This is a genomic window from Syntrophorhabdaceae bacterium, assembly GCA_028713955.1.
Lineage (GTDB): Bacteria > Desulfobacterota > Syntrophorhabdia > Syntrophorhabdales > Syntrophorhabdaceae > UBA5609.
In genome coordinates, this window is the sequence record JAQTNJ010000038.1 from 1 (window position 1) to 18,541 (window position 18,541).

General features: G+C 48.4%; 19 protein-coding genes and 1 tRNA gene. 4 read left to right on the forward strand and 16 right to left on the reverse strand.

Annotation, left to right across the window (positions count from 1 at the left end; all coding sequences use genetic code 11):
- The 12 genes from PHU49_05295 to PHU49_05350 form a co-directional block, all read right to left on the reverse strand.
- On the reverse strand, nucleotides 1-328 hold a 328-nt coding region (locus tag PHU49_05295), incomplete at its 3' end, for an AMP-binding protein (protein MDD5243412.1).
- A gap of 104 nt (nucleotides 329-432) precedes the next feature.
- Complete coding sequence (locus PHU49_05300) at nucleotides 433-1,761, reverse strand: 2-hydroxyacyl-CoA dehydratase family protein (protein MDD5243413.1); 1,329 nt, start codon at nucleotides 1,759-1,761, stop codon at nucleotides 433-435.
- A gap of 3 nt (nucleotides 1,762-1,764) precedes the next feature.
- Complete coding sequence (locus PHU49_05305; GenBank protein MDD5243414.1) at nucleotides 1,765-2,934, reverse strand: 2-hydroxyacyl-CoA dehydratase family protein; 1,170 nt, start codon at nucleotides 2,932-2,934, stop codon at nucleotides 1,765-1,767.
- A gap of 25 nt (nucleotides 2,935-2,959) precedes the next feature.
- Entirely contained in the window at nucleotides 2,960-4,534 is a 1,575-nt protein-coding gene (locus tag PHU49_05310) for a class I adenylate-forming enzyme family protein (protein ID MDD5243415.1), read from the reverse strand.
- 58 nt (nucleotides 4,535-4,592) lie between these two features.
- Nucleotides 4,593-5,177 (reverse strand): indolepyruvate oxidoreductase subunit beta, encoded by a 585-nt coding sequence (locus PHU49_05315; GenBank protein MDD5243416.1) that lies wholly within the window; start codon nucleotides 5,175-5,177, stop codon nucleotides 4,593-4,595.
- An 18-nt stretch (nucleotides 5,178-5,195) separates the two neighbouring features.
- A complete protein-coding gene (locus PHU49_05320; protein ID MDD5243417.1) occupies nucleotides 5,196-7,016 on the reverse strand; it encodes a thiamine pyrophosphate-dependent enzyme in 1,821 nt (606 codons plus the stop codon).
- Between the two features lie 103 nt (nucleotides 7,017-7,119).
- A complete protein-coding gene (locus PHU49_05325; GenBank protein ID MDD5243418.1) occupies nucleotides 7,120-7,572 on the reverse strand; it encodes an SRPBCC domain-containing protein in 453 nt (150 codons plus the stop codon).
- Nucleotides 7,572-7,778, reverse strand: coding sequence for a hypothetical protein (locus tag PHU49_05330; GenBank protein ID MDD5243419.1), 207 nt, complete (start codon nucleotides 7,776-7,778; stop codon nucleotides 7,572-7,574). Before PHU49_05330 ends, PHU49_05325 begins: the two co-directional genes overlap by 1 nt.
- Nucleotides 7,779-7,860: 82 nt before the next feature.
- Nucleotides 7,861-10,203 carry a xanthine dehydrogenase family protein molybdopterin-binding subunit gene (locus PHU49_05335; GenBank protein ID MDD5243420.1) on the reverse strand — a complete coding sequence of 781 codons (2,343 nt, stop codon included), beginning with the start codon at nucleotides 10,201-10,203 and terminating at the stop codon, nucleotides 7,861-7,863.
- Between the two features lie 10 nt (nucleotides 10,204-10,213).
- Nucleotides 10,214-10,696 (reverse strand): (2Fe-2S)-binding protein, encoded by a 483-nt coding sequence (locus PHU49_05340; protein ID MDD5243421.1) that lies wholly within the window; start codon nucleotides 10,694-10,696, stop codon nucleotides 10,214-10,216.
- A gap of 19 nt (nucleotides 10,697-10,715) precedes the next feature.
- Nucleotides 10,716-11,591, reverse strand: coding sequence for a xanthine dehydrogenase family protein subunit M (locus tag PHU49_05345; protein MDD5243422.1), 876 nt, complete (start codon nucleotides 11,589-11,591; stop codon nucleotides 10,716-10,718).
- A gap of 205 nt (nucleotides 11,592-11,796) precedes the next feature.
- Nucleotides 11,797-12,585 (reverse strand): MBL fold metallo-hydrolase, encoded by a 789-nt coding sequence (locus tag PHU49_05350; protein MDD5243423.1) that lies wholly within the window; start codon nucleotides 12,583-12,585, stop codon nucleotides 11,797-11,799.
- A 426-nt stretch (nucleotides 12,586-13,011) separates the two neighbouring features.
- Here PHU49_05350 and PHU49_05355 point away from each other — a divergent pair, with 426 nt between their 5' ends.
- Nucleotides 13,012-13,617 (forward strand): TetR/AcrR family transcriptional regulator, encoded by a 606-nt coding sequence (locus tag PHU49_05355; GenBank protein ID MDD5243424.1) that lies wholly within the window; start codon nucleotides 13,012-13,014, stop codon nucleotides 13,615-13,617.
- Nucleotides 13,618-13,664: 47 nt separating this feature from the next.
- On the forward strand, nucleotides 13,665-13,931 hold the full coding sequence (locus tag PHU49_05360; protein ID MDD5243425.1) for a hypothetical protein: 267 nt from the start codon (nucleotides 13,665-13,667) through the stop codon (nucleotides 13,929-13,931).
- Between the two features lie 48 nt (nucleotides 13,932-13,979).
- On the opposite strand, the gene PHU49_05365 is transcribed toward PHU49_05360, so the two are convergent.
- Nucleotides 13,980-14,906 carry a radical SAM protein gene (locus PHU49_05365; GenBank protein ID MDD5243426.1) on the reverse strand — a complete coding sequence of 309 codons (927 nt, stop codon included), beginning with the start codon at nucleotides 14,904-14,906 and terminating at the stop codon, nucleotides 13,980-13,982.
- Nucleotides 14,907-15,004: 98 nt separating this feature from the next.
- Here PHU49_05365 and PHU49_05370 point away from each other — a divergent pair.
- Nucleotides 15,005-15,081: transfer RNA gene (locus PHU49_05370), tRNA-Val, on the forward strand.
- A gap of 20 nt (nucleotides 15,082-15,101) precedes the next feature.
- Nucleotides 15,102-15,851 (forward strand): YebC/PmpR family DNA-binding transcriptional regulator, encoded by a 750-nt coding sequence (locus PHU49_05375; GenBank protein MDD5243427.1) that lies wholly within the window; start codon nucleotides 15,102-15,104, stop codon nucleotides 15,849-15,851.
- A gap of 28 nt (nucleotides 15,852-15,879) precedes the next feature.
- Here PHU49_05375 and PHU49_05380 read toward each other — a convergent pair whose 3' ends face one another.
- The 3 genes from PHU49_05380 to PHU49_05390 form a co-directional block, all read right to left on the reverse strand.
- Entirely contained in the window at nucleotides 15,880-16,587 is a 708-nt protein-coding gene (locus PHU49_05380; GenBank protein ID MDD5243428.1) for a DUF4115 domain-containing protein, read from the reverse strand.
- A 158-nt stretch (nucleotides 16,588-16,745) separates the two neighbouring features.
- A complete protein-coding gene (locus tag PHU49_05385; protein ID MDD5243429.1) occupies nucleotides 16,746-17,456 on the reverse strand; it encodes a 2Fe-2S iron-sulfur cluster-binding protein in 711 nt (236 codons plus the stop codon).
- Between the two features lie 12 nt (nucleotides 17,457-17,468).
- Nucleotides 17,469-18,541: NADH-ubiquinone oxidoreductase-F iron-sulfur binding region domain-containing protein (locus tag PHU49_05390; protein MDD5243430.1), on the reverse strand; the 1,073-nt coding region annotated here is incomplete at its 5' end.

Here is an 18,541-nt window from a genome sequence, read left to right on the forward strand (position 1 = left end):
CGATAAAGGCCTTTGCCTCACAGTGGTTGATGTTATATTCCATCTCCGAGGCTGACAACCTGAACATGATCGGCACGCAGATGAATCCTCCCTTTGCTGCCGCAGCGTAGATATCCATCCATTCAACACAATTGTACGCCAGGGCTGCAAATCTGTCGCCTTTTTTCAGACCAACGTCAGTAAGGGCATTGGCAAGTCTGCACGCTCTCTCGTCCCACTGTTTGAAGGTAAATTCCTTGTAAAGATCCTTTGCCCCTATCTTGTTGGGCCATTTGTGAGCATTGACCCTCAGTACATCCTTTGCCGTCATCCAATGACCGTTATTCATTTCTGTCCTCCTTAAATTGTTTTATTGATACTTGTTACAAAAATTCTCCCCTCAACGATTGCCACAACGTTGGTAATAGTTGTGATTTTCACCCCCATTCTATTTTAGCACTTGTTCTTTAAATTCTCCAACACCTCGATGAAAGCATCTATACGTAAATGTGTAGCTCCCTCATTATAGGAACTGATATCAACAATATCACCTTCCAGCACAAGTATCGGGATCTCCCGATAGACCTCTTTCAATATCTGTGCTTGCAGCAGGATGCCCGAATGCCATGTGCGACAGGAAAAGGCCTTGTGAAACACAACCCCATCGATCTGATAGTCCTCAATGTATTCTATGAGTCGCTCCACCTCAGGTATAGAACCTTTCCGCTTTCTGGCAGCGTCATACCAATGTGTCCAGTATCTCATCCATCTTAATGCGATCCGTTCAAGCGGATCGCTCAGTTTCGGCAGGTCAAGCCTGTCAATCCTTTCCGCTTCACGGTAGGTCCTTTCGGCAGGGAAGACCGCTCCCTTGTTATTGAAGTATTGAAAATCGCTCAACGCGAACCATGGCGGCAATCCTGCGCCCCATAACAGCCTGTACTTTTCATCTTCAGCGACACCTTCTTTTTTGTCGATTCTACCTTTGAGCTCGTCGTATAGGTCCTTATAGAAATCGTATGCCTCCTGGGTCCCGAGCATAAACGCGAGAGGGACCATCGTGTTCATAGCGTCGCCGGTGTCCATTGGAGTAGGTCTCGCCTTTCGCAGTTCGTAGGCGTCAATAAACATATCCCAGGTCCGGTCGACAAGGTCCGTTATTTCCTCCAATTTGTTCCAATCCATTTTCTTCTGGGTCTGTTTTTCTATAAAGGCGATGGCCCCTTTCAGTTCGTCGACGGCATATTTCAGGTAGTAATTCTCAACCTCTCTCTGGTCCATGTTTTCATCATAAGGAGGCCAATAAAACCCACCTATATAGGCAGGCACATCCTGCATATAGTGCTGTGCCGCCTGAGGCCATTTATATCTTGGATCACAGAGCATCTGACCTGTTCCAAGGATAAAATCAGGCCTGGCTATACCGCCCCATGGTGCGTCAGGCGGCATCTCGCCGCCAAGTTCGTTCCTCCAGTACTCAAAGCCCAGGCCGCATGTTGCATATGTACAAAGGGAGCGGGAGAAATTCTGCGATTCGGCCTTTTCCAGGTATTTTCCTGCGTCGCGTTTCGCGGCGCATATACCTGAATAGCTTTCTGCCCAGGCAGGAACGATATCCATGGCCCTCAGGATCTCATCATAACAGTTGACAATAAAGCTGAAAGCCACCGGCCTTCCTTCCTCCTTGGCCTTCAGATTAGCCGTAAAGTTTGCCCGCACCATCTTGGGGATCTTCGCTGCAGCTGCTGTTGCAGTCATTCTCTGTTTTCTTTCTTCTGCCATCGGTCATCTCCTTTCCTGAGTAAACATCTCGAGGAATGCCTCAATTCTGGTCTTTAATCTGCTCGACGATGAAGAGGAATACTCATCCTCGACATAAAAGACAGGCTTGCCCAATGACTCGATGTAACTTATTGTTGCCGGAACCTCGAACCCATAGGGGTCACAATTCTTATAGACCAGGAGAATCACGGCATCCACATTAAACTCGGAAATAAACCTTTTCAGGTGTCCGAACCGCAACTCAAGATTCTCGTCATAACTGCCGCCTCTATCCCTGTAAAATGTCGGCAGGCTGACCTTTTCCAGATAATACTCCGCGATGCCGTAAACGGGGTCGGACGTCGTTTCTATGTCGGCGTAATAGAGTTTGCTGCCGACAGAGACATCATCCATCACCACCTGTGCGCCTGTCTTCTCAATGATCTCGATCAGGCCTGTATCGTCAATCTGGTCACCCACAAGCATGATTCGCAAAGGTTTCTGCGGTGAAGATATTGTCCGTCCCTTCACCTCTTCAGTAACCTGCCGGACTAACGCCGCCGACTCATCCACGGGCAACGCCTTAACGGCCACGAGAAGCTTTATCATTTCGATACCGGAGATCAACGGTTGATCAGGCTTTCGCAGATCATAGAGATCTCTCATGGCCTGTCTTAGTTCGTTATAGGCCAGCACCGCATGGGCCAGGTTCTTTTCAGATATCCCATTACCTGTAAACTGTTCCAGGCTTTTGATAAACGTTTTAAGGATCTGCGTGAAGAACGCCAATGAAGGGGCACCGTCGAGGTGCGGCACATTCAGGAAGTGATAATACGGCAGCGGGAAATTACGCTTCCATACTTCGTAAGTACGGCTCACGCTGTCGCATGTGTGAGGGATAACAATACCGTCCAGGTAATCATACTTGCCTTTCAGGGCCAGATCAAAAGCGTTCAACAAAAAGGGGCAGACGAGTGTTTCCATGCTGCTATAAGCCTTCGTGACAGCTTCATTGGGGTCACCCTTAATCCTGACCGGAGTAAAACCGGCCGCGTTGATAATCTCGACGGGGGCTACGGCGGATATATAACCCATTGCCCTCTTTCCTGCCTTTTTCATGGCCCTTGCCTGGCATCCATAGTCCTTGTAATATGTCTCAACCAATGCTAATCCCTTATCATTCGTTGTTTCCATTTTTAGCGCCCCTTTCTATGTGAAATCACTTGACCTTGAACATCTCTCCGAAACCCGCGTATTTCTCTCTCAGAACGGGTTTTTCTATTTTGCCAGTTGGATTCCGGGGTACCTTATCGAAAAATATGTGTTTGGGCCGCTTATATTTAGGAAGATTGTCACTGCAATATTTTTCCACATCTTTCTCCGTCAGTGCTTCACCCGGTTTGACCTGAATAACCGCTGCCACGACCTCCCCTAATCTTTCGTCAGGGATGCCGATAACACCTACATCATGGATCTTGGGATGATGCTGGAGCAGGTCCTCGATCTCAACAGGATAAATATTTTCTCCACCGTAGATGATCACATCCTTCTTCCTATCCACCAGATAAAGGTATCCTTCCTCATCGGCTTTCGCCATGTCACCCGTGTAACACCATCCGTTTCTGATGGTCTCGGCGGTCTTTTCCGGGTTTTTGTAATATTCCTTCATGACGCCGTTACCTTTAACGATCAACTCGCCCACTTCACCCGGGACAACATCTTCACCCTTTTCATTTACGACACGCGCCTCCCAGTTGAAGCTTGCCTTCCCAATACTTCCCAATCTGTTCATGTCCTTAAAAGTCATGTGGCAACAACCCGGTCCCATTGCCTCTCCCAACCCGTACATCGTGTCGTATTCCATGTGCGGAAACTTTTCAAGCCAGCGTGTGATCACGGCGGGCGGCACAGGCTGACCTCCCAGGGACAAAAGACGACAGGATTTCAGATCATACTGCCCGGTGGTCAGCTCCCCGCGGTCATAATGCCCGAGGATATCAAGGGCCCACGGGACAACCATGAACAGGATGGATACATTTTCTTTCTGAACCACATCTACTACGTCAATTGGTTTTATCATCCCCTTGATGAGCACTGCAGGGGCGCCTACAATAACACAGCCAACCCACATCATTCCGCCGCCGGCATGGTATAAAGGCTGAAGCAGTAAAAAGTTATCATTGTGCTTTATATTCCAGCTGTAGTTATTAGTGACTGCCGCACATTCAATATTCTTGTTGGTAAGAAGGATTGGTTTAGGTTTTCCTGTCGTACCGGAGGTAAAATAAAGCGAACACCCATCATTATCGTCCAGCGGTATCTCCACCGGTTTTGACGACGACTGTTTCATTATCTCTTCCAGGGATTCCATGTCCTTAGGTGTGTTCTTACCGATACTGATGTAATGCTTTATCTTCGGTAAATGAGGTTGTACCTCACGGATCCTGTCAAGGAAACCTTCTTCAAAGATCATCATCTTTGCCTCTGCAACCTCACTGCAATAGATGATCTCCTGGGCTGTAAATCTAAAATTGAGAGGGGCGATCCATGCCCCAGCCCTCATCGCTCCCCACTGAAGTTCGAGAACCTCCAGGCAGTTATACATGAGCGTGTGGACCTTGTCCCCTTGCTTGATGCCGCGATCGATCAGCGCATTCGCGACTTTATTGATCCTGTCGTTAAACTCCTTCCATGTCACCACTCTTCTTGTCTTGAGAACCGGATCGACTTCGACTAATGCTGTTTTATCGGGATACATCCTGCTGTTTCGAGCAATCATTTCGGATACGTTCATTGCTAAATCCTCCCCTGTGATTGAGGGATTATCTTTCCCTCAACTGAATAGCCTCCAATTAAAATTTCATTGCCCTTCCCGCCTCAAAGGCTTTCATGTTCAGGTCGAGCATCTTTGTTCCAAAACGATTGACCAGAACCTCTTTCCATGCCTTTTCCGGAAGCTCAAGCAGCTTTGAAAGTACACCCAGCAACAGGGTATTGACCAGCAATTCGCTCCCTACCTCTACTGCCTTTTCAAAGGCGTTCAGTGTTATTACCTTGCGTTTCCCATCCTCCAGCTTCTCCTTCACTTTGTCCGGATACTGTATCTTCAGGAAGTGGGCAATGGGAGGAACTATCTGTTGCTCATTGACAATGATAGTACCGTTGGGCTTCAGATACTCGATGCTGCGCAGGGCCTCGACCGCCTCAAAAGCCAGAATATAATCCGCTTCGCCTTTTCCTATAACGGGAGAAGTGATATTCTTGCCAAAGCGGGCGTGGCTTGCGATTATCCCGCCCCTTTGCGACATACCATGAACCTCGCCTTTTTTTACGTCATATCCTGCAGCCAGGGCCACTTCGCTCGTAAGCTCCGTTGCCATTACAGCCCCCTGGCCTCCTACACCGACTACATAGACATTTGTCGCCGTTTCTTTCATTTTAGCACCCCTTTTCCATTAATTTTCTATCAACTGGATTGCATGCACCGCGCAAAGCTGCGCGCACACAGAGCATCCCGTACATAGGCTGAGGTCGATAGTCCTGGCCTTTTCGCCCTTCTTCGATTTCTTGGCTACCTGGTCGGACAATCCTATTGCCGGGCAACCTGATGACATACAGATGCCGCATCCTGTGCATTTTTCTTCAACAACCATATAGGGTTTGTCTTTTATCTTTCTCGGCATGAGAGCACATGGACGGTTTGTAAGGACTACAGCCGGTCCCTCAAAGGCAATCGCCTCTTTCAAAACCTCAATGCATGCCTTGATATCATAAGGATCAACGTGTTTTACAAATTTTATGCCAATCCCTCTCACGAGGGCATCCAGGTCCACTGTCACTGTCGGCGCCCCATTTGCCCTGAAGCCGCTCTCCGCAGCAGGCTGGCCGCCTGTCATGGCAGTGATTCTGTTATCCAGTATGACAACTGTAATATTTGTCTGCGTATAGACCGCGTCGTACAGAGGTGTCATGCCCGAATGGATAAAGGTTCCATCCCCAATGGCTGCTATAATCGGTTTGTCGCTTCCATGGACCTTGGCCATCCCCACAGCGTTTCCGATACTTGCCCCCATGCAGATTGCTGTATGGAGAGCGCTGATTGGCGGAGCAAAAGCGAGTGTGTAGCAACCGATATCAGAAAAGACGTTGACGTCCATTTTCTTGAATGCCAGGAATATTCCCCTGTGAGGACATCCTGCGCACATGGTAGGAGGACGGGGCGGAGCATCTTTTCTCTCAGGAACCACCGGCGCGGGCTGTTCCATGGGAATTCCAGCCTTTTTCAAGCCTGCCCGGACAACATCAGGATCCAATTCTCCCTGAACTCTGAAATAGTCCATACCGATGAAACCATATATGCCCATAATCTTAAGTTCTTCTTCAAAGAAAGGACGGGTTTCTTCGATGACCACCAATTTTTTCACCTTGGAGGCGAAGTCCTTGATCATCTTCTCGGGAACAGGAAAAGAGATTCCCAGTTTCAGATAGCTTGCTTCAGGAATAACATGTTTCGCATGATAATAGGCAATCCCTGAAGTGATGATCCCTACTTCTTTACTGTTCCACTCCACCTGGTTAAGAGGTGATGTTTCCGCATACTCTTTCAATGCTGCGAGCCTGTTAATGACCTCTGTTTCCCTCAGGATAGCCCTGCCCGGTACCACCACATATTTATTGGGATTCCTCTCAAATCCCTTAATGGGATATTCTGTGCGGGGATAGAGATCGACTATCGTTTTGGAATGTGAGATCCTTGTTGTTGACTTTACAATGACGGGGGTATCAAATTTTTCGCTAAGAGCGAGGGCCTCACCTACATACTCTTTTGCTTCCATGCTGTCGCTGGGATCCAGGCAGGGAATCCTGGCCAATTTTGCGTACATGCGCGTATCGTCCTCGGTTTGAGAACTGTGCTGTCCCGGATCGTCGCAAGCTACCAGCACAAACCCTCCCGGTGTCCCCGTGTGGGACCAGTTGAGTAAAGGATCCAAAGCCACGCTGACGCCAGGCTGTTTCATGGATACCATGGTCCTTGCGCCAGCCATGGCTGACCCAATACCGATTTCAAAGGCTGTCTTTTCGTTGGCTGCCCAATCTGCAATTATTTCCTTATACCCTGCTACATTCAGAAGAATCTCAGAAGAAGGCGTGCCCGGATAGGCAGCAGCGAGAACAACGCCGGCTTCATACGCTCCCCTTGCAAAGGCTTCATTACCCGAAAGCAACACCCGACCCTCAGATTTTTCTTTTCTTTTACCTTTAACCGCTCCGCTCATATTCCTACCTCCTTATAAAAATAAATTTTACGACCATTGGGATCCTGTTTCTCGCTATAACCTGTCGCATGCGAATTAAATCACATGAGCATGACAAGAAACGCTATGTCAAATTTCTAAGCTTCTCGGCCAGATTTTTGGTAAACTCCTTCTCAACATCTTTTGCCTTACTTTTCATGATCCTGTCGCCGAACATGGCAAGTTTTCCTACAACATCAACCTCCGACTCATAGCTAACCTCGACCTCGCCGTTGCCAAGATCCTTTAAATCGATAGTCGTCTTCTGTTTAATGTGTCCAAGCTTTGTCATGTCTTCGCCCTCACCCACAAGTTCCATATGGGTGGGTGGTTGTACGACCGTCAGCACGTTCCTGAAGGCGAGTTTCACCTTGATGGGGCCTACTTTCTGTTTCACGACAGTGTCATAAGTCTTTTCATCGATCTTCTCCACCTTCTCTGCACCAGGCAGACATGTACCTATTGTCTCTGGTTCGAGAAGCGTGTTCCACAGTGTCTGTATGGGAGCTTTTACAGTAAATTTTCCCAGGATTTGCATTATTTTCTCCTTGTCTTGTTGTGATCCGCAGTGCTCTTTGATCGGGTGTTATCATTATGTCGGGTCTTATCATCATGAGCTGTACATCTTTGTTTCTTAATCTCTTCAAACTCTTTCTTCTTCATCATCATGATGTGGCGCAGGACCTGCAGGTTCTCCAGCTTCTCGCTGACGCCGCAACTACAGTCCGGACATCGCTCGTCCATTATCGTCCTTCCCGCCCGAGAACTCCTCCATCAGGCCTGCGTTGCGCAGACCCGACGGAGGGTTATTGGGGGTATTATGAGCCTATTTCTTTTTTTCCGCTTCTCTCTTTTCTTTAAGCGCCCGCCACACCTTTTCAGGGGTCGCCGGCATATCCTTTATCATCACGCCCACTGCGTCATAGATCGCGTTGATTACTGCGGGTGCGCCCGTACACGTTGTTGCTTCACTTGCTTCTTTCACGCCGAAGGGACCGAAGGGATCGTTCGTGATGACATGGGCAAATTTTGGGAACGGCGCCTCGTACACCCGGGGCCTTTTTAGGTCGATCCAATTCGGATTGACCGTCGATCCCTTGTCCATGATGAATTCTTCATAGAGGGCTGACGAGATGGACTGGTGGTACGATCCGCCGATACACTGTGTCTCAACAATAGTAGGGTTAAGCGGAAAACCGCAGTCATCCGCCATGGAGCTCTTCTCGGTGCATCTGACCACGCCCGTCTCTGTGTCTACCTCGACCTCATTGATCTGGGCGGCAAAACCGTAGTTCGTTCCCACGTCCCCTTCACCAGTTGAAAAGGCCTTTGGAGAAAAACCCTTTGTGCCCTTCCGTGAAACACCTTTCCCTACGACGACGTTGCCGATATTGGCGTAACAGGCCGCCCGTACGACGTCCAGCCACGGGAGGTACCGTGTCTCATCGGTCTTCATGAAGACCTTTTTGTCCCTTATATCCAGTTCCTCGGCAAAGACGTTCATCTCCTTCGCGGCCGCCTCCAGGAGCTGCTGTTTTGCATCTTCCGCCGCTTTCATTGTCGCCTCTCCGGCGTAGATGGTGACCCTGCTGCCGTACGACCCGGGGTCGGGGTAAGAGTAAGAGGTGTCGACCCGTTTGATCTCCACGTCCTTCATGCCAACCCCCAGCACCTCTGCGGCGATTGCACACATGGCCGTATCGGAACCCTGGCCGACGTCCGAGGCGCCTGTCAGGACGTTGACGCTCCCGTCCTCGTTGATCCTGACGACTGCAGAACAGGAGTTGTGACCCGTAAGCCGTGCGCCACTCAAAAAGGCCGAGGACCCGATGCCGGCGCCGCGGGCAATAGGCCCGTCATTCTTTTTGGTCTTGTGGTATTTGTCCCACTCAAAGAGCTTTGCTGTCTGCTCGATGCACTCCTTGATCCCGCAGGTGGCAACCCGGAGCTTGTTCACAGTGTAGTACGTCTCACCGGGTTTCGGGTTGTCGATGGAGTTTCTGAGCCTGATCTCCACCGGGTCGATGCCAAGCTCCTTTGCCATAAGGTCAAGCTGACAATCGATCGCGTACCTGGTATGGTACATACCGTGGCCCCTCATCGCGGCGGCCATGGGGTTGTTGGTGTAGATATTCCAGGTGTCTGTTCTGAAGTTATCTATTTTATATGGTACCGTACACTGACCGTTTGTCAGGTACATGGTGACAGGGCTCATCCGGGCATACGCCCCGCCGTCAGCGACGACGTTCGTGTAAAGACCCTTGATCAGTCCATCCTTTGTAAGGCCCATCTTTACCCTGACCCACATGGCGTGGCGTCTGAGACAGGTCGTCAATTCTTCCCACTGCGAGTAAACGATCTTGACCGGTCTTCCGGTCTTTTTGGCGAGAAGGATCGCAGAAAAGTCCAGGGCATGGGCATCGTTCTTTGTTCCTCCGAAGTCACAGCCAATAATAGGTTGAATGACCCGCACCTTGTTCAACGGAAGGTTGAAAGCCCTGCCGAAGATCCTCCAGAGCATATAGGGGCTGCCTTTTGCCCCTACGTAATGGAGTGTGTCATGCTCCCACCATGCAAGCACGGCAGGGGGCTCGATGTAGCCCTTGGACTGCCTCGGCGTCTGAAATAAGTCTTCCCTTACAAGATAGGATTCGTCGAAGGCCTTATCCACGTCGCCGAAGTTCCAGTGGTATTCTACGAGAATGTTTCTCGGTTTGTCCTCGTGCACGAGGGGAGCCCCTTCTTTCATAGCCTCAAAGGGATCGAACACTGCAGGGAGTTCCTCGTACTGAACGTCGATAAGATCACATGCCTCTTCGGCGATGTCTTTGTTGACAGCGGCTACTGCCGCCACTCCCTCATACATATATCTGACCTTGTCCGTTGCCAGGGGCGACTCATCACGGGTGTGTGCCTGCCATCCCCACTTGAACCCGCCGAAGTCTTTCCCGACGACCACTCCTTTTACGCCGGGCAGACGCTCGGCCTTGCTTGTATCGATGCCGAGTATCCTCGCGTGGGCATAGGGCGCCCTCTTTATCTTCCCCCAGAGCATACCCGCCGTTTCATAGTCGGCTGCATATTTTGCCCGGCCGGTTGCCTTGAGCGGTGTTTCAACCCTGGGTACGGATTTTCCGAGCACTGCATAGTTTTTCTTATTGTCTTCCATGATCGCCTCCTCACTTTCCCTGCATGACCTTGGCTGCTATTTCTATGGCTTCTACGTATTTGACGTACCCGCTGTCCGCACACATATTGCCCTGAAGGGCCTTTTTTATGTCCTCCCGCGTGGCCCGCGGATTATCCAGAAGAAGTGCTCTCGCCGACATGACCATCCCGGAGGTGCAGAAACCGCACTCGATGGCGCCGTGGTTGACCATCGCCTCCTGGATCGGGTGCAGTTTTTCTCCGTCAGCAACTCCCTCTATCGTTACCACTTCATGGCCGTTAACCTGGACCGCTAGTATTGAACATGACCGAACTGCCTTGCCATCCAGATTGACCGTACATGCACCGCATGCACTTACCTCGCAGCCTGTCCTCGTACCGGTCAGTTTCAACTCTTCCCGTAAAAGCTCCAGCAGCAGCGTCTTTGGATTTACTGCGATTTCAACCTCTTTTCCATTGAGCTTAAATTTAATATCTCTCAATTTTTCCTTCATCTATTACCTCCATAATGGTTTATTTCTTCTGCTTTGCCCTCTCAAGAGCCTGAGCCGTCACGCGCTTCAGAAATATCCGCGCCATATCTTTCCGGTATTCCTCCGAGCCATGCACGTCGGCTGGCGGGTTAACCTCTTCGGAGGCAATCTTACCCGCCTCTTCAAGGAGCTTCTCGTCGATAACCTTACCAATAAGGACCTTCTCGGAGCTCCTGGCCCTGAAAGGCGTGGAGGCAACATTTGTAAGGACGATGCGGGCATCCCGGCAGACGCCGGTGGATGGGTCTATAGTCACCAATGCTGCCGCACCAACGACGCCCATATCCCCTTTCTGCGCCATCAGTTTCCCGTGGGCAAGGCCCGTGTTGGCTGCGATGACGGGGACCTGAACCTCGCAGAGAAGCTCGTCGTGGGCGATATCTACCTCAAGGTAATCCTTATAGAAGTCCTCAGCGTCGACGATCCGTTCGCCTTCCGGTCCGACGAGCCTGTATTTCGCATTGAGTGCGATAAAGACGGCAGGGGGGTCAGCGGCCGGATCCCCGTGACAGGCGTTCCCGCCGATCGTGCCCCAGTTCCTGGTCTGCACGACTGCAAGGTTGTCTTCCATCTCGGCAAGTACAGGGTAGTTCTTCTTTATGACAGAGGACTTTTCGACGGCACTATGCGTCGTAAGGGCGCCGATTGCGAGCCCCTTTCCCTTGTCGTACTTGATGTAATCAAGTTCGGAAACACCCTTGATGTCAACGACGTTCTCGGGGGTCAACATGTTCTGTTTCATCAACAGAAGCATCGATTGTCCACCACACATGATCTTTCCATCGCCCTCTAATTTAGCCAACGTGGAAACAGCTTCCTTCACCGTCTTTGGGGCGTAGTAATTAAAATCCTTCATAATGATACCTCCTGTTTACCTGATATGCTTCAGCGGATAATTTTATTTTGTCTCGGTTTGCCTCTTCGGTTATACCAATATACTGACTGGTAGATATAATAAATACCATAATAGAATTTTTTGTCAAGAGATTTTTTACACTAAGTTCGGGACATGCTATTTTTCTCCGGAACCGGGACTAAGCGTGTCTGGTCCTGCAAAAGCGCTATGTCAGCTCGATCTCCGTAGACCCGCCTATGGGAATATAGATACCCTTGATATGAGGGTATTCTTTCCTGATGATCTCCATGAACCTTTCCACGTTTTTGGCGGTACCCTGGACAGGAAACTGTTTGAGAAACTCACCGTACCCTTCCGGGTCGGCAGCATCAGAGACGTTTTCGGGGAAATCGTGGCACGGTATCACATAGCGGCAGCCGGTTACGTTGGCGGCATATGCAGCCTGCTCCGGCTCCATCATCAGGAAACCGATGGCGGGAAGGATCGAGACATAGGGTTTATGGTAGTCTCCGACGACAAACTTCATATCCGCCGTCAATCCCGTATCGCCGCTTATATATACCTTCAGACCATCCTCGAACTCGATGACGTACCCGGCAGCGGTCCCGATGATCTCCATCGTGCCGTCAGGGGACATCTCTGAATTCGTGTGAGAGGCGGGGATCAGGGAGAATTTTATTCCCTGAAAATCAACGGTTGCGCCGAAGGCAGTGGGGATTACATTCGTGATCCCCCGCTGTGGAAGAGAAAGGGCATATTCGAACTGGGCAATGAAGACAACCTTCTTGTTGTGCTGAGCGATCTCATCGATCCCCGCGGCATGATCGAAGTGGGCATGGGTGATGATGACGACATCGATCTCCTTCAGTTTGTCCGGCGATCTTTCAGACAGCGGCCACAGTGGATCGTTGGTCAACCAGGGGTCGACCATGATAATCTTTCCCGAAGGGGAATAGAACTTAAAGGTTGATGCACTCAGTCTCTGGATCTTCATAATCTCTGCTCCTGAATGATTTTTTTAATGGGCATCATCCGGTAATACCCGCTCATGATGCCGTGTATACGTATATCTACCGGTAAATATAATGCTGATACTACATAGGCGGAGGTTATTTGTCAAGATAAAATAGAGCGGGGGAATTGCCTTAAGCAGACTTATACTCAGGTTCAAGGATCTGAACCCTTTCCTCTTATGGAAGGCAATGGAGAGGTGGTGAAAAAGATATTAAATTGTGCCTCATCATACTCTGAGCTAAAAAACCACTTGTCGTCTTTGTAGAGCAAAGGTATTATATTATACGGTTTCCTCCGGTTTGCCTGATAATGGAGTCCGTGAAGACGAATGCTTGACAAAAAAATGATTGATTTATATACTTACTGGTTGGTATATTGATAACAAAGTTCAAAGAGGAGGCGGGTAATGTCACGAGGAAAAGGTGTAACACCGCAATATGATAAGAGAAAAAATGAGATCATGCAAAAGGCAATGAAGTTGTTCATGATAAAGGGCTTCGATGCGACTTCAACCAACGATATCTGTTGGGCTGCCAAAATGACAAAACCCAGCCTGTATCACTATTTCAGCAGCAAAAACCATCTCCTCTTTTCTGTCCATATGCATGTCATTGAGAGTATTCTTCACCCTTATCTGACAGAAACCGAATCGATAAAAGAACCGCAAAAACGCTTAGAGGTAATGATCCGGGATTTCGCAAAACTGGTACTTTCTCATCCTGAACTCCGTTTTTTACTCCATGAATCACTCACGGTGAAAGATAAATATCACGGGGAGATTAAAAAGGAATGGAGGCATCTCTACGGTCTTTTCCGAACTACCATCAGCGACCTGCAATCGATTGGCAAAGTTAATAAAGATCTCGAGCCGTCATGGGCGGCCCTCCTTCTACTGGGTATGATCTCATGGATGACCTTCTGGTTTGACTACAAGACCAAGGAACGTGTCGATGAAATAATTGAACTGACTGTCAAAATGGGTTTTCAGAGCCTCGGCATTCCAACGATTTGATCTTTGTATGTCCGACTGGGTGGCAAAAAAACTGCTAAGAGGCAGAATTGAAGATTGAAATCCGCGCTAATGTTCAATTACCCGAGATACCTTCCGTTATAGAGGTCAAGCCCGGCTCCACTCTGCGCGATGTATTCGCAGTAATCGCACCTCAACTCATAGACCCGGAAACCGGTAACATGAAGTCAGACCAGGATATTTACGGGGTCCGCCTTAACGGTGAACCCTACGGTCTCCTCAGAAACGGTCTAAGTACACCAATGCGTGAAGGTGACGTTATAGAGCTATCCCTGATCTTTATGGCAGGCGGGTAGACGGCAATTATGCCCTATGTAATATGATCCTTTCCTTATAGCAGTGTTTTACCGGTTGATCATGTAATATATCGTGTCATGGAAATGATAACTTTTTATACGTCCTTCGTTTTCCATTAACTTTAATCTGTTCTTTGCCTTGTAAAAGGATATTCCGGTTATCTTAACAATATCATCAAGGCTCAGGGATCTTCTCTTTAATATATCCAATACGGTTTTGGACCATTCTTTTTCTTCATGTTGAACCGGTGCCTTTTCAAAGGTCGAGATTATCTCACATGTATCGCCGAAGAATTCGCATACCTCTTCGAGCTCTTCCCTCGTCAATCTCCCCGTTATCTCTTCGCTGGGAGGTCTCGTTACCGTGTTTAACTGGACCTTGTCGGCATGTATTGAATCAATGACCTCTTTGATCTTCCTTAGTTCCTCTTTATCATCATTAATATCTTTTACCAGCATAATTTCAAGCCACACCTGGCCCCGATAGTCTCTTCTTAAAAGCTCGAGGCCCGATATTATTGACTGGATCTCTATCATCAGGTGCGGCCTGTTAATGTACCGAAATATATCCTCACTTACTGCGTCCAGTGACGGCAGAACTACATCAACCCCTGAAAGGTCCTTTCGCACATCTTCCTGAGACAATAAAGCACCGCTCGTGATAACCGAGATGGGAATATCAACCGATCTTTTTATTTCATCGATCATCAGACCCAGGTCTGAGTTTAACGTGGGTTCACCGGAACCCGAAAATGTTATGTAATCTATATGATCTGATGTGTTTACCTTCTCTATGACCTCGCTGACGATCTTATAAGGATCAAAAAAACTTTTTCTTTCAATCTCATGGTTCGTGGTTTTACCGATCTGGCAATAGATACAGTCGAAACAGCAATACTTACCAGGAATAATATCCACCCCCAGAGAGAATCCCAGCCTTCTCGACGGAACGGGTCCGAAAACATATCTGCTCACGGCAAGATATTAAACAATTCCCGCCTGAAATGAAATATAAATCATGTACTGGCTTAATATTGACTTTTCAATTATAATATACTAAAAGTTAGACGCACGGGCGATTAGCTCAGATGGTTAGAGCGCTGGTCTCACATACCAGAGGTCGTTGGTTCGAATCCAATATCGCCCACCATCTTATTCCCAGGGGGCCCAATGTCAGGACATAGCAAATGGAGTTCTATCAAGCACAAGAAAGGCGCCGCTGATGCTAAAAGAGGGAAGATCTTTACAAAACTCATAAAGGAGATAACAACCGCGGCGAGGATAGGCGGGGGTGACCCTGAAGCGAATTCAAGGCTAAGGGTTGCCGTTCTTCTGGCAAAGGCTGAAAATATGCCGAAAGACAACATTGAGCGGGCGATCAAAAAGGGAATCGGAGCGATAGAAGGTGAAAGCTATGAGGAATATACCTATGAAGGGTATGGTCCGGGAGGGGTGGCAATACTTATAGAAACCCTCACAGATAACAAAAAACGGACCACTGCAGATGTACGCCACATCTTATCAAGGCTGAACGGCAACCTTGGTGAGGCAGGATGTGTGTCCTGGATCTTTCAGAAGAAAGGCTACATATCCTTCGATAAGAAGAGTGTTGACGAGGAAAAGATCATGGAATTAGCCCTCGAAGCAGGGGCAGAGGATGTTGTTGACACTGATACCGAGATTGAGGTTATGACCAATGTGTCGGGCTTTGAATCGGTGAAAAAGATTTTTGATGACCATGGCCTTAAATATATTGTTTCGGAGATCAGCATGATCCCGCAAACATCCGTGAAGCTGGATGGTAAGAATGCGGAAACGATGCTTAAGCTGATGGAAGCGTTGGAAGACTCAGATGATGTTCAAAGGGTATACGCTAATTTCGATATCTCTGCTTCAGAGATGGAAAGGCTAACCCAGTAAATACAATTGATCCGTAGTTTTTCTGATATTACGGCAGTTGAATTCTTTTTACTTCCCCGTTTTTCCCTGAGAACTGTACATCTTTACCATTCAGGAACATCTTTATACCCGCTGCATTCCCGATGAGGAGGTCAAACCTCTCTTTGGCGCTGAGCATGATGACTTCCTGTGGATTGAGCATAAACTCCTTCTTCTCTGTGTTGTCGATAATAACGCTGATCCATGTCCGTTCCTGACAGGAGACCATAAGCATCTTCATATCGGGGATATTGGAGCCCGGGGATTTATTCTCTGCCGAGCCCGTACTGTAGCTCGAAGACGTTATGCGGCTTGTTGCCTCGACCGGAGGCGTGTATGACTGTTCTCTCTGGGTACGGCTTGCAATCAGGTAGCCCAGTAAAACAACGATGATTACGGAATATACGAATGCCTTTCGAGGGATCCTTTTTCGAGGCGTTTCAACCATCTGCTGGACCGGGATCTCCGGTGTAATCGTTTTTTCTTCTTCGACAAGGTCATTGGCAATTTCAGTGAATACGTTTAAAAGGTTCGCATATTCCTTGATATAACCCTTGACATAGACGTGGTGCGGGAGCATTTGCCAGTTTCCCTGCTCCAGTGCTTCTATCAAGGATTTCCGTACGCAGAGAGCGCTGGACACCTGGGCAATGGTAAAACCCTTCTCTTCCCTTCTGGCCTTTAAGAATCTTCCTATTTTTTCGAGATCAAAAGGCATATACTGCACCTTTTATAATAAAAAATTGATCAGCTTATGACTTTGTGAGTCATATTAACCACTTATATTTTATACTTTTACAAAACCATTGCAACATATATTTTTAAAATACCGGATATAAATGTTTTTTTCTATGTTCTCCGTCACACTTTTTGAAATTATTTGCAATCAGGACAGATAAGAAGCTGTTCGATCGGGGTACCTGACTTAGTGGCGATAAACTCCAATTGTTCGACGGGAGCATGGTATCGATTGCATTTAGGACACCGGGCAAGTTCGAAACGTTTGTTCCAGATCATCCTTACTCCGTCCCTGTCTTCCATGTATATATGTCCTGTCGGGCATATGGCCACACAGGCACCGCACCCTATACAGTCATGAGACGGCTCACCGTACGGCGTTGTAACCTTTTTCTGGGGACCCTTTCCGCTCATGCCAAGGGCGGTAACTCCCACATTAAATTCACAGGTCTTCACGCAGAGATTGCAAAGGATACATTTGCCTTTATCATTGTCTTTCGCATATCCTGTATCGTTTACCCCATGCTCTTTTGCAATATACCGGACCACTTCAGACTCCGGGCATCTGGCCAGTAGAAGTTCTAAAACGGCCTTTCTCACGAGGAGAATATCCGGAGATTCCGTAAAGACCTCTATCCCATCTTCAACAGGATACAGGCATGATGTGACGATCCTTTTCCTGTTTCCTCTCTGGACTTCCACCATGCACAATCTGCATCTTCCATCAGAACCAAGCGTATCATGGTAGCATAAAGTAGGGATGTCAAATCCTTCACGCCGTGCGACATCAAGGATGGTCTCGCCTTTCTCTGCCTTGACTGTTTTTCCGTTTATTACAAACTCTACCATGGTTATTTCTCCCTATTTGTACTTCACTGCATCGAACTTACATACGTCATAACAGGTGCCGCATTTTGTGCATTTCGATTGATCTATTGTATGTACCTTCTTTTTTTCGCCGCTGATACATGTGACCGGGCATTCAGAGGCGCATCGCATACAACCGGTACACTTCTCAGGATCGATCGTGAATGTTGTAAGGGCCTTGCATACACCGGCGGGGCATCTCTTCTGCTCAATATGAATATTATATTCTTCCCTGAAGTATTTAATAGTTGAAAGAACAGGGTTTGGAGCGCTTTGACCGAGTGCGCAGAGGGAGCCAAGCTGGATTGCCCTTGCAAGTTCCTCAAGGCGTTCCACGTCTCCTTTCGATCCGTTCCCGCTGCATATGTTATCGACGATCTCGAACATACGCCTGACGCCTTCCCTGCAAGGGGTACATTTGCCGCAGGATTCATCGACAAGGAACTTCAGAAAATAACGCGCCACGTCGACCATGCAGTCCCTTTCGTCCATGACGATCATCCCACCGGAACCCATCATGGAACCAAGCCTGGTCAGTGAATCGAAATCAACCGGCATGTCGAGATATTCACCGGGTATACATCCACCTGAAGGACCCCCGGTCTGGACAGCTTTAAACTTTTTGTTCCTTTGGATACCGCCTCCGAGTTTAAAGATGATCTCGTTGAGTGTAATTCCCATGGGAACCTCAACAAGTCCTGTATTCTTTACCTTACCAACCAGGGAAAAGACCTTTGTCCCCTTACTTTGGGGGGTCCCGATAGAGCCAAACCACTCCCAGCCCCTGTTCATTATATGAGGGACGCATGCCCATGTCTCTACATTATTCAGGTTGGAGGGTTTATCCCAGAGCCCTTTCTCAACGGTATGGATATACTTTGCCCGGGGTTCACCTGCCTTACCTTCGATGGAGGACATAAGCGCTGTCGATTCGCCGCAGACAAAGGCGCCGCCGCCGCGAAAGATCTTGATATCAAAATTAAAACCGGAATTGAAGATATTAGCCCCCAGGAGACCCTGTTCCCTGGCTTTTTCAATGGCTATTGAGAGCCTGTGGACGGCAAGGG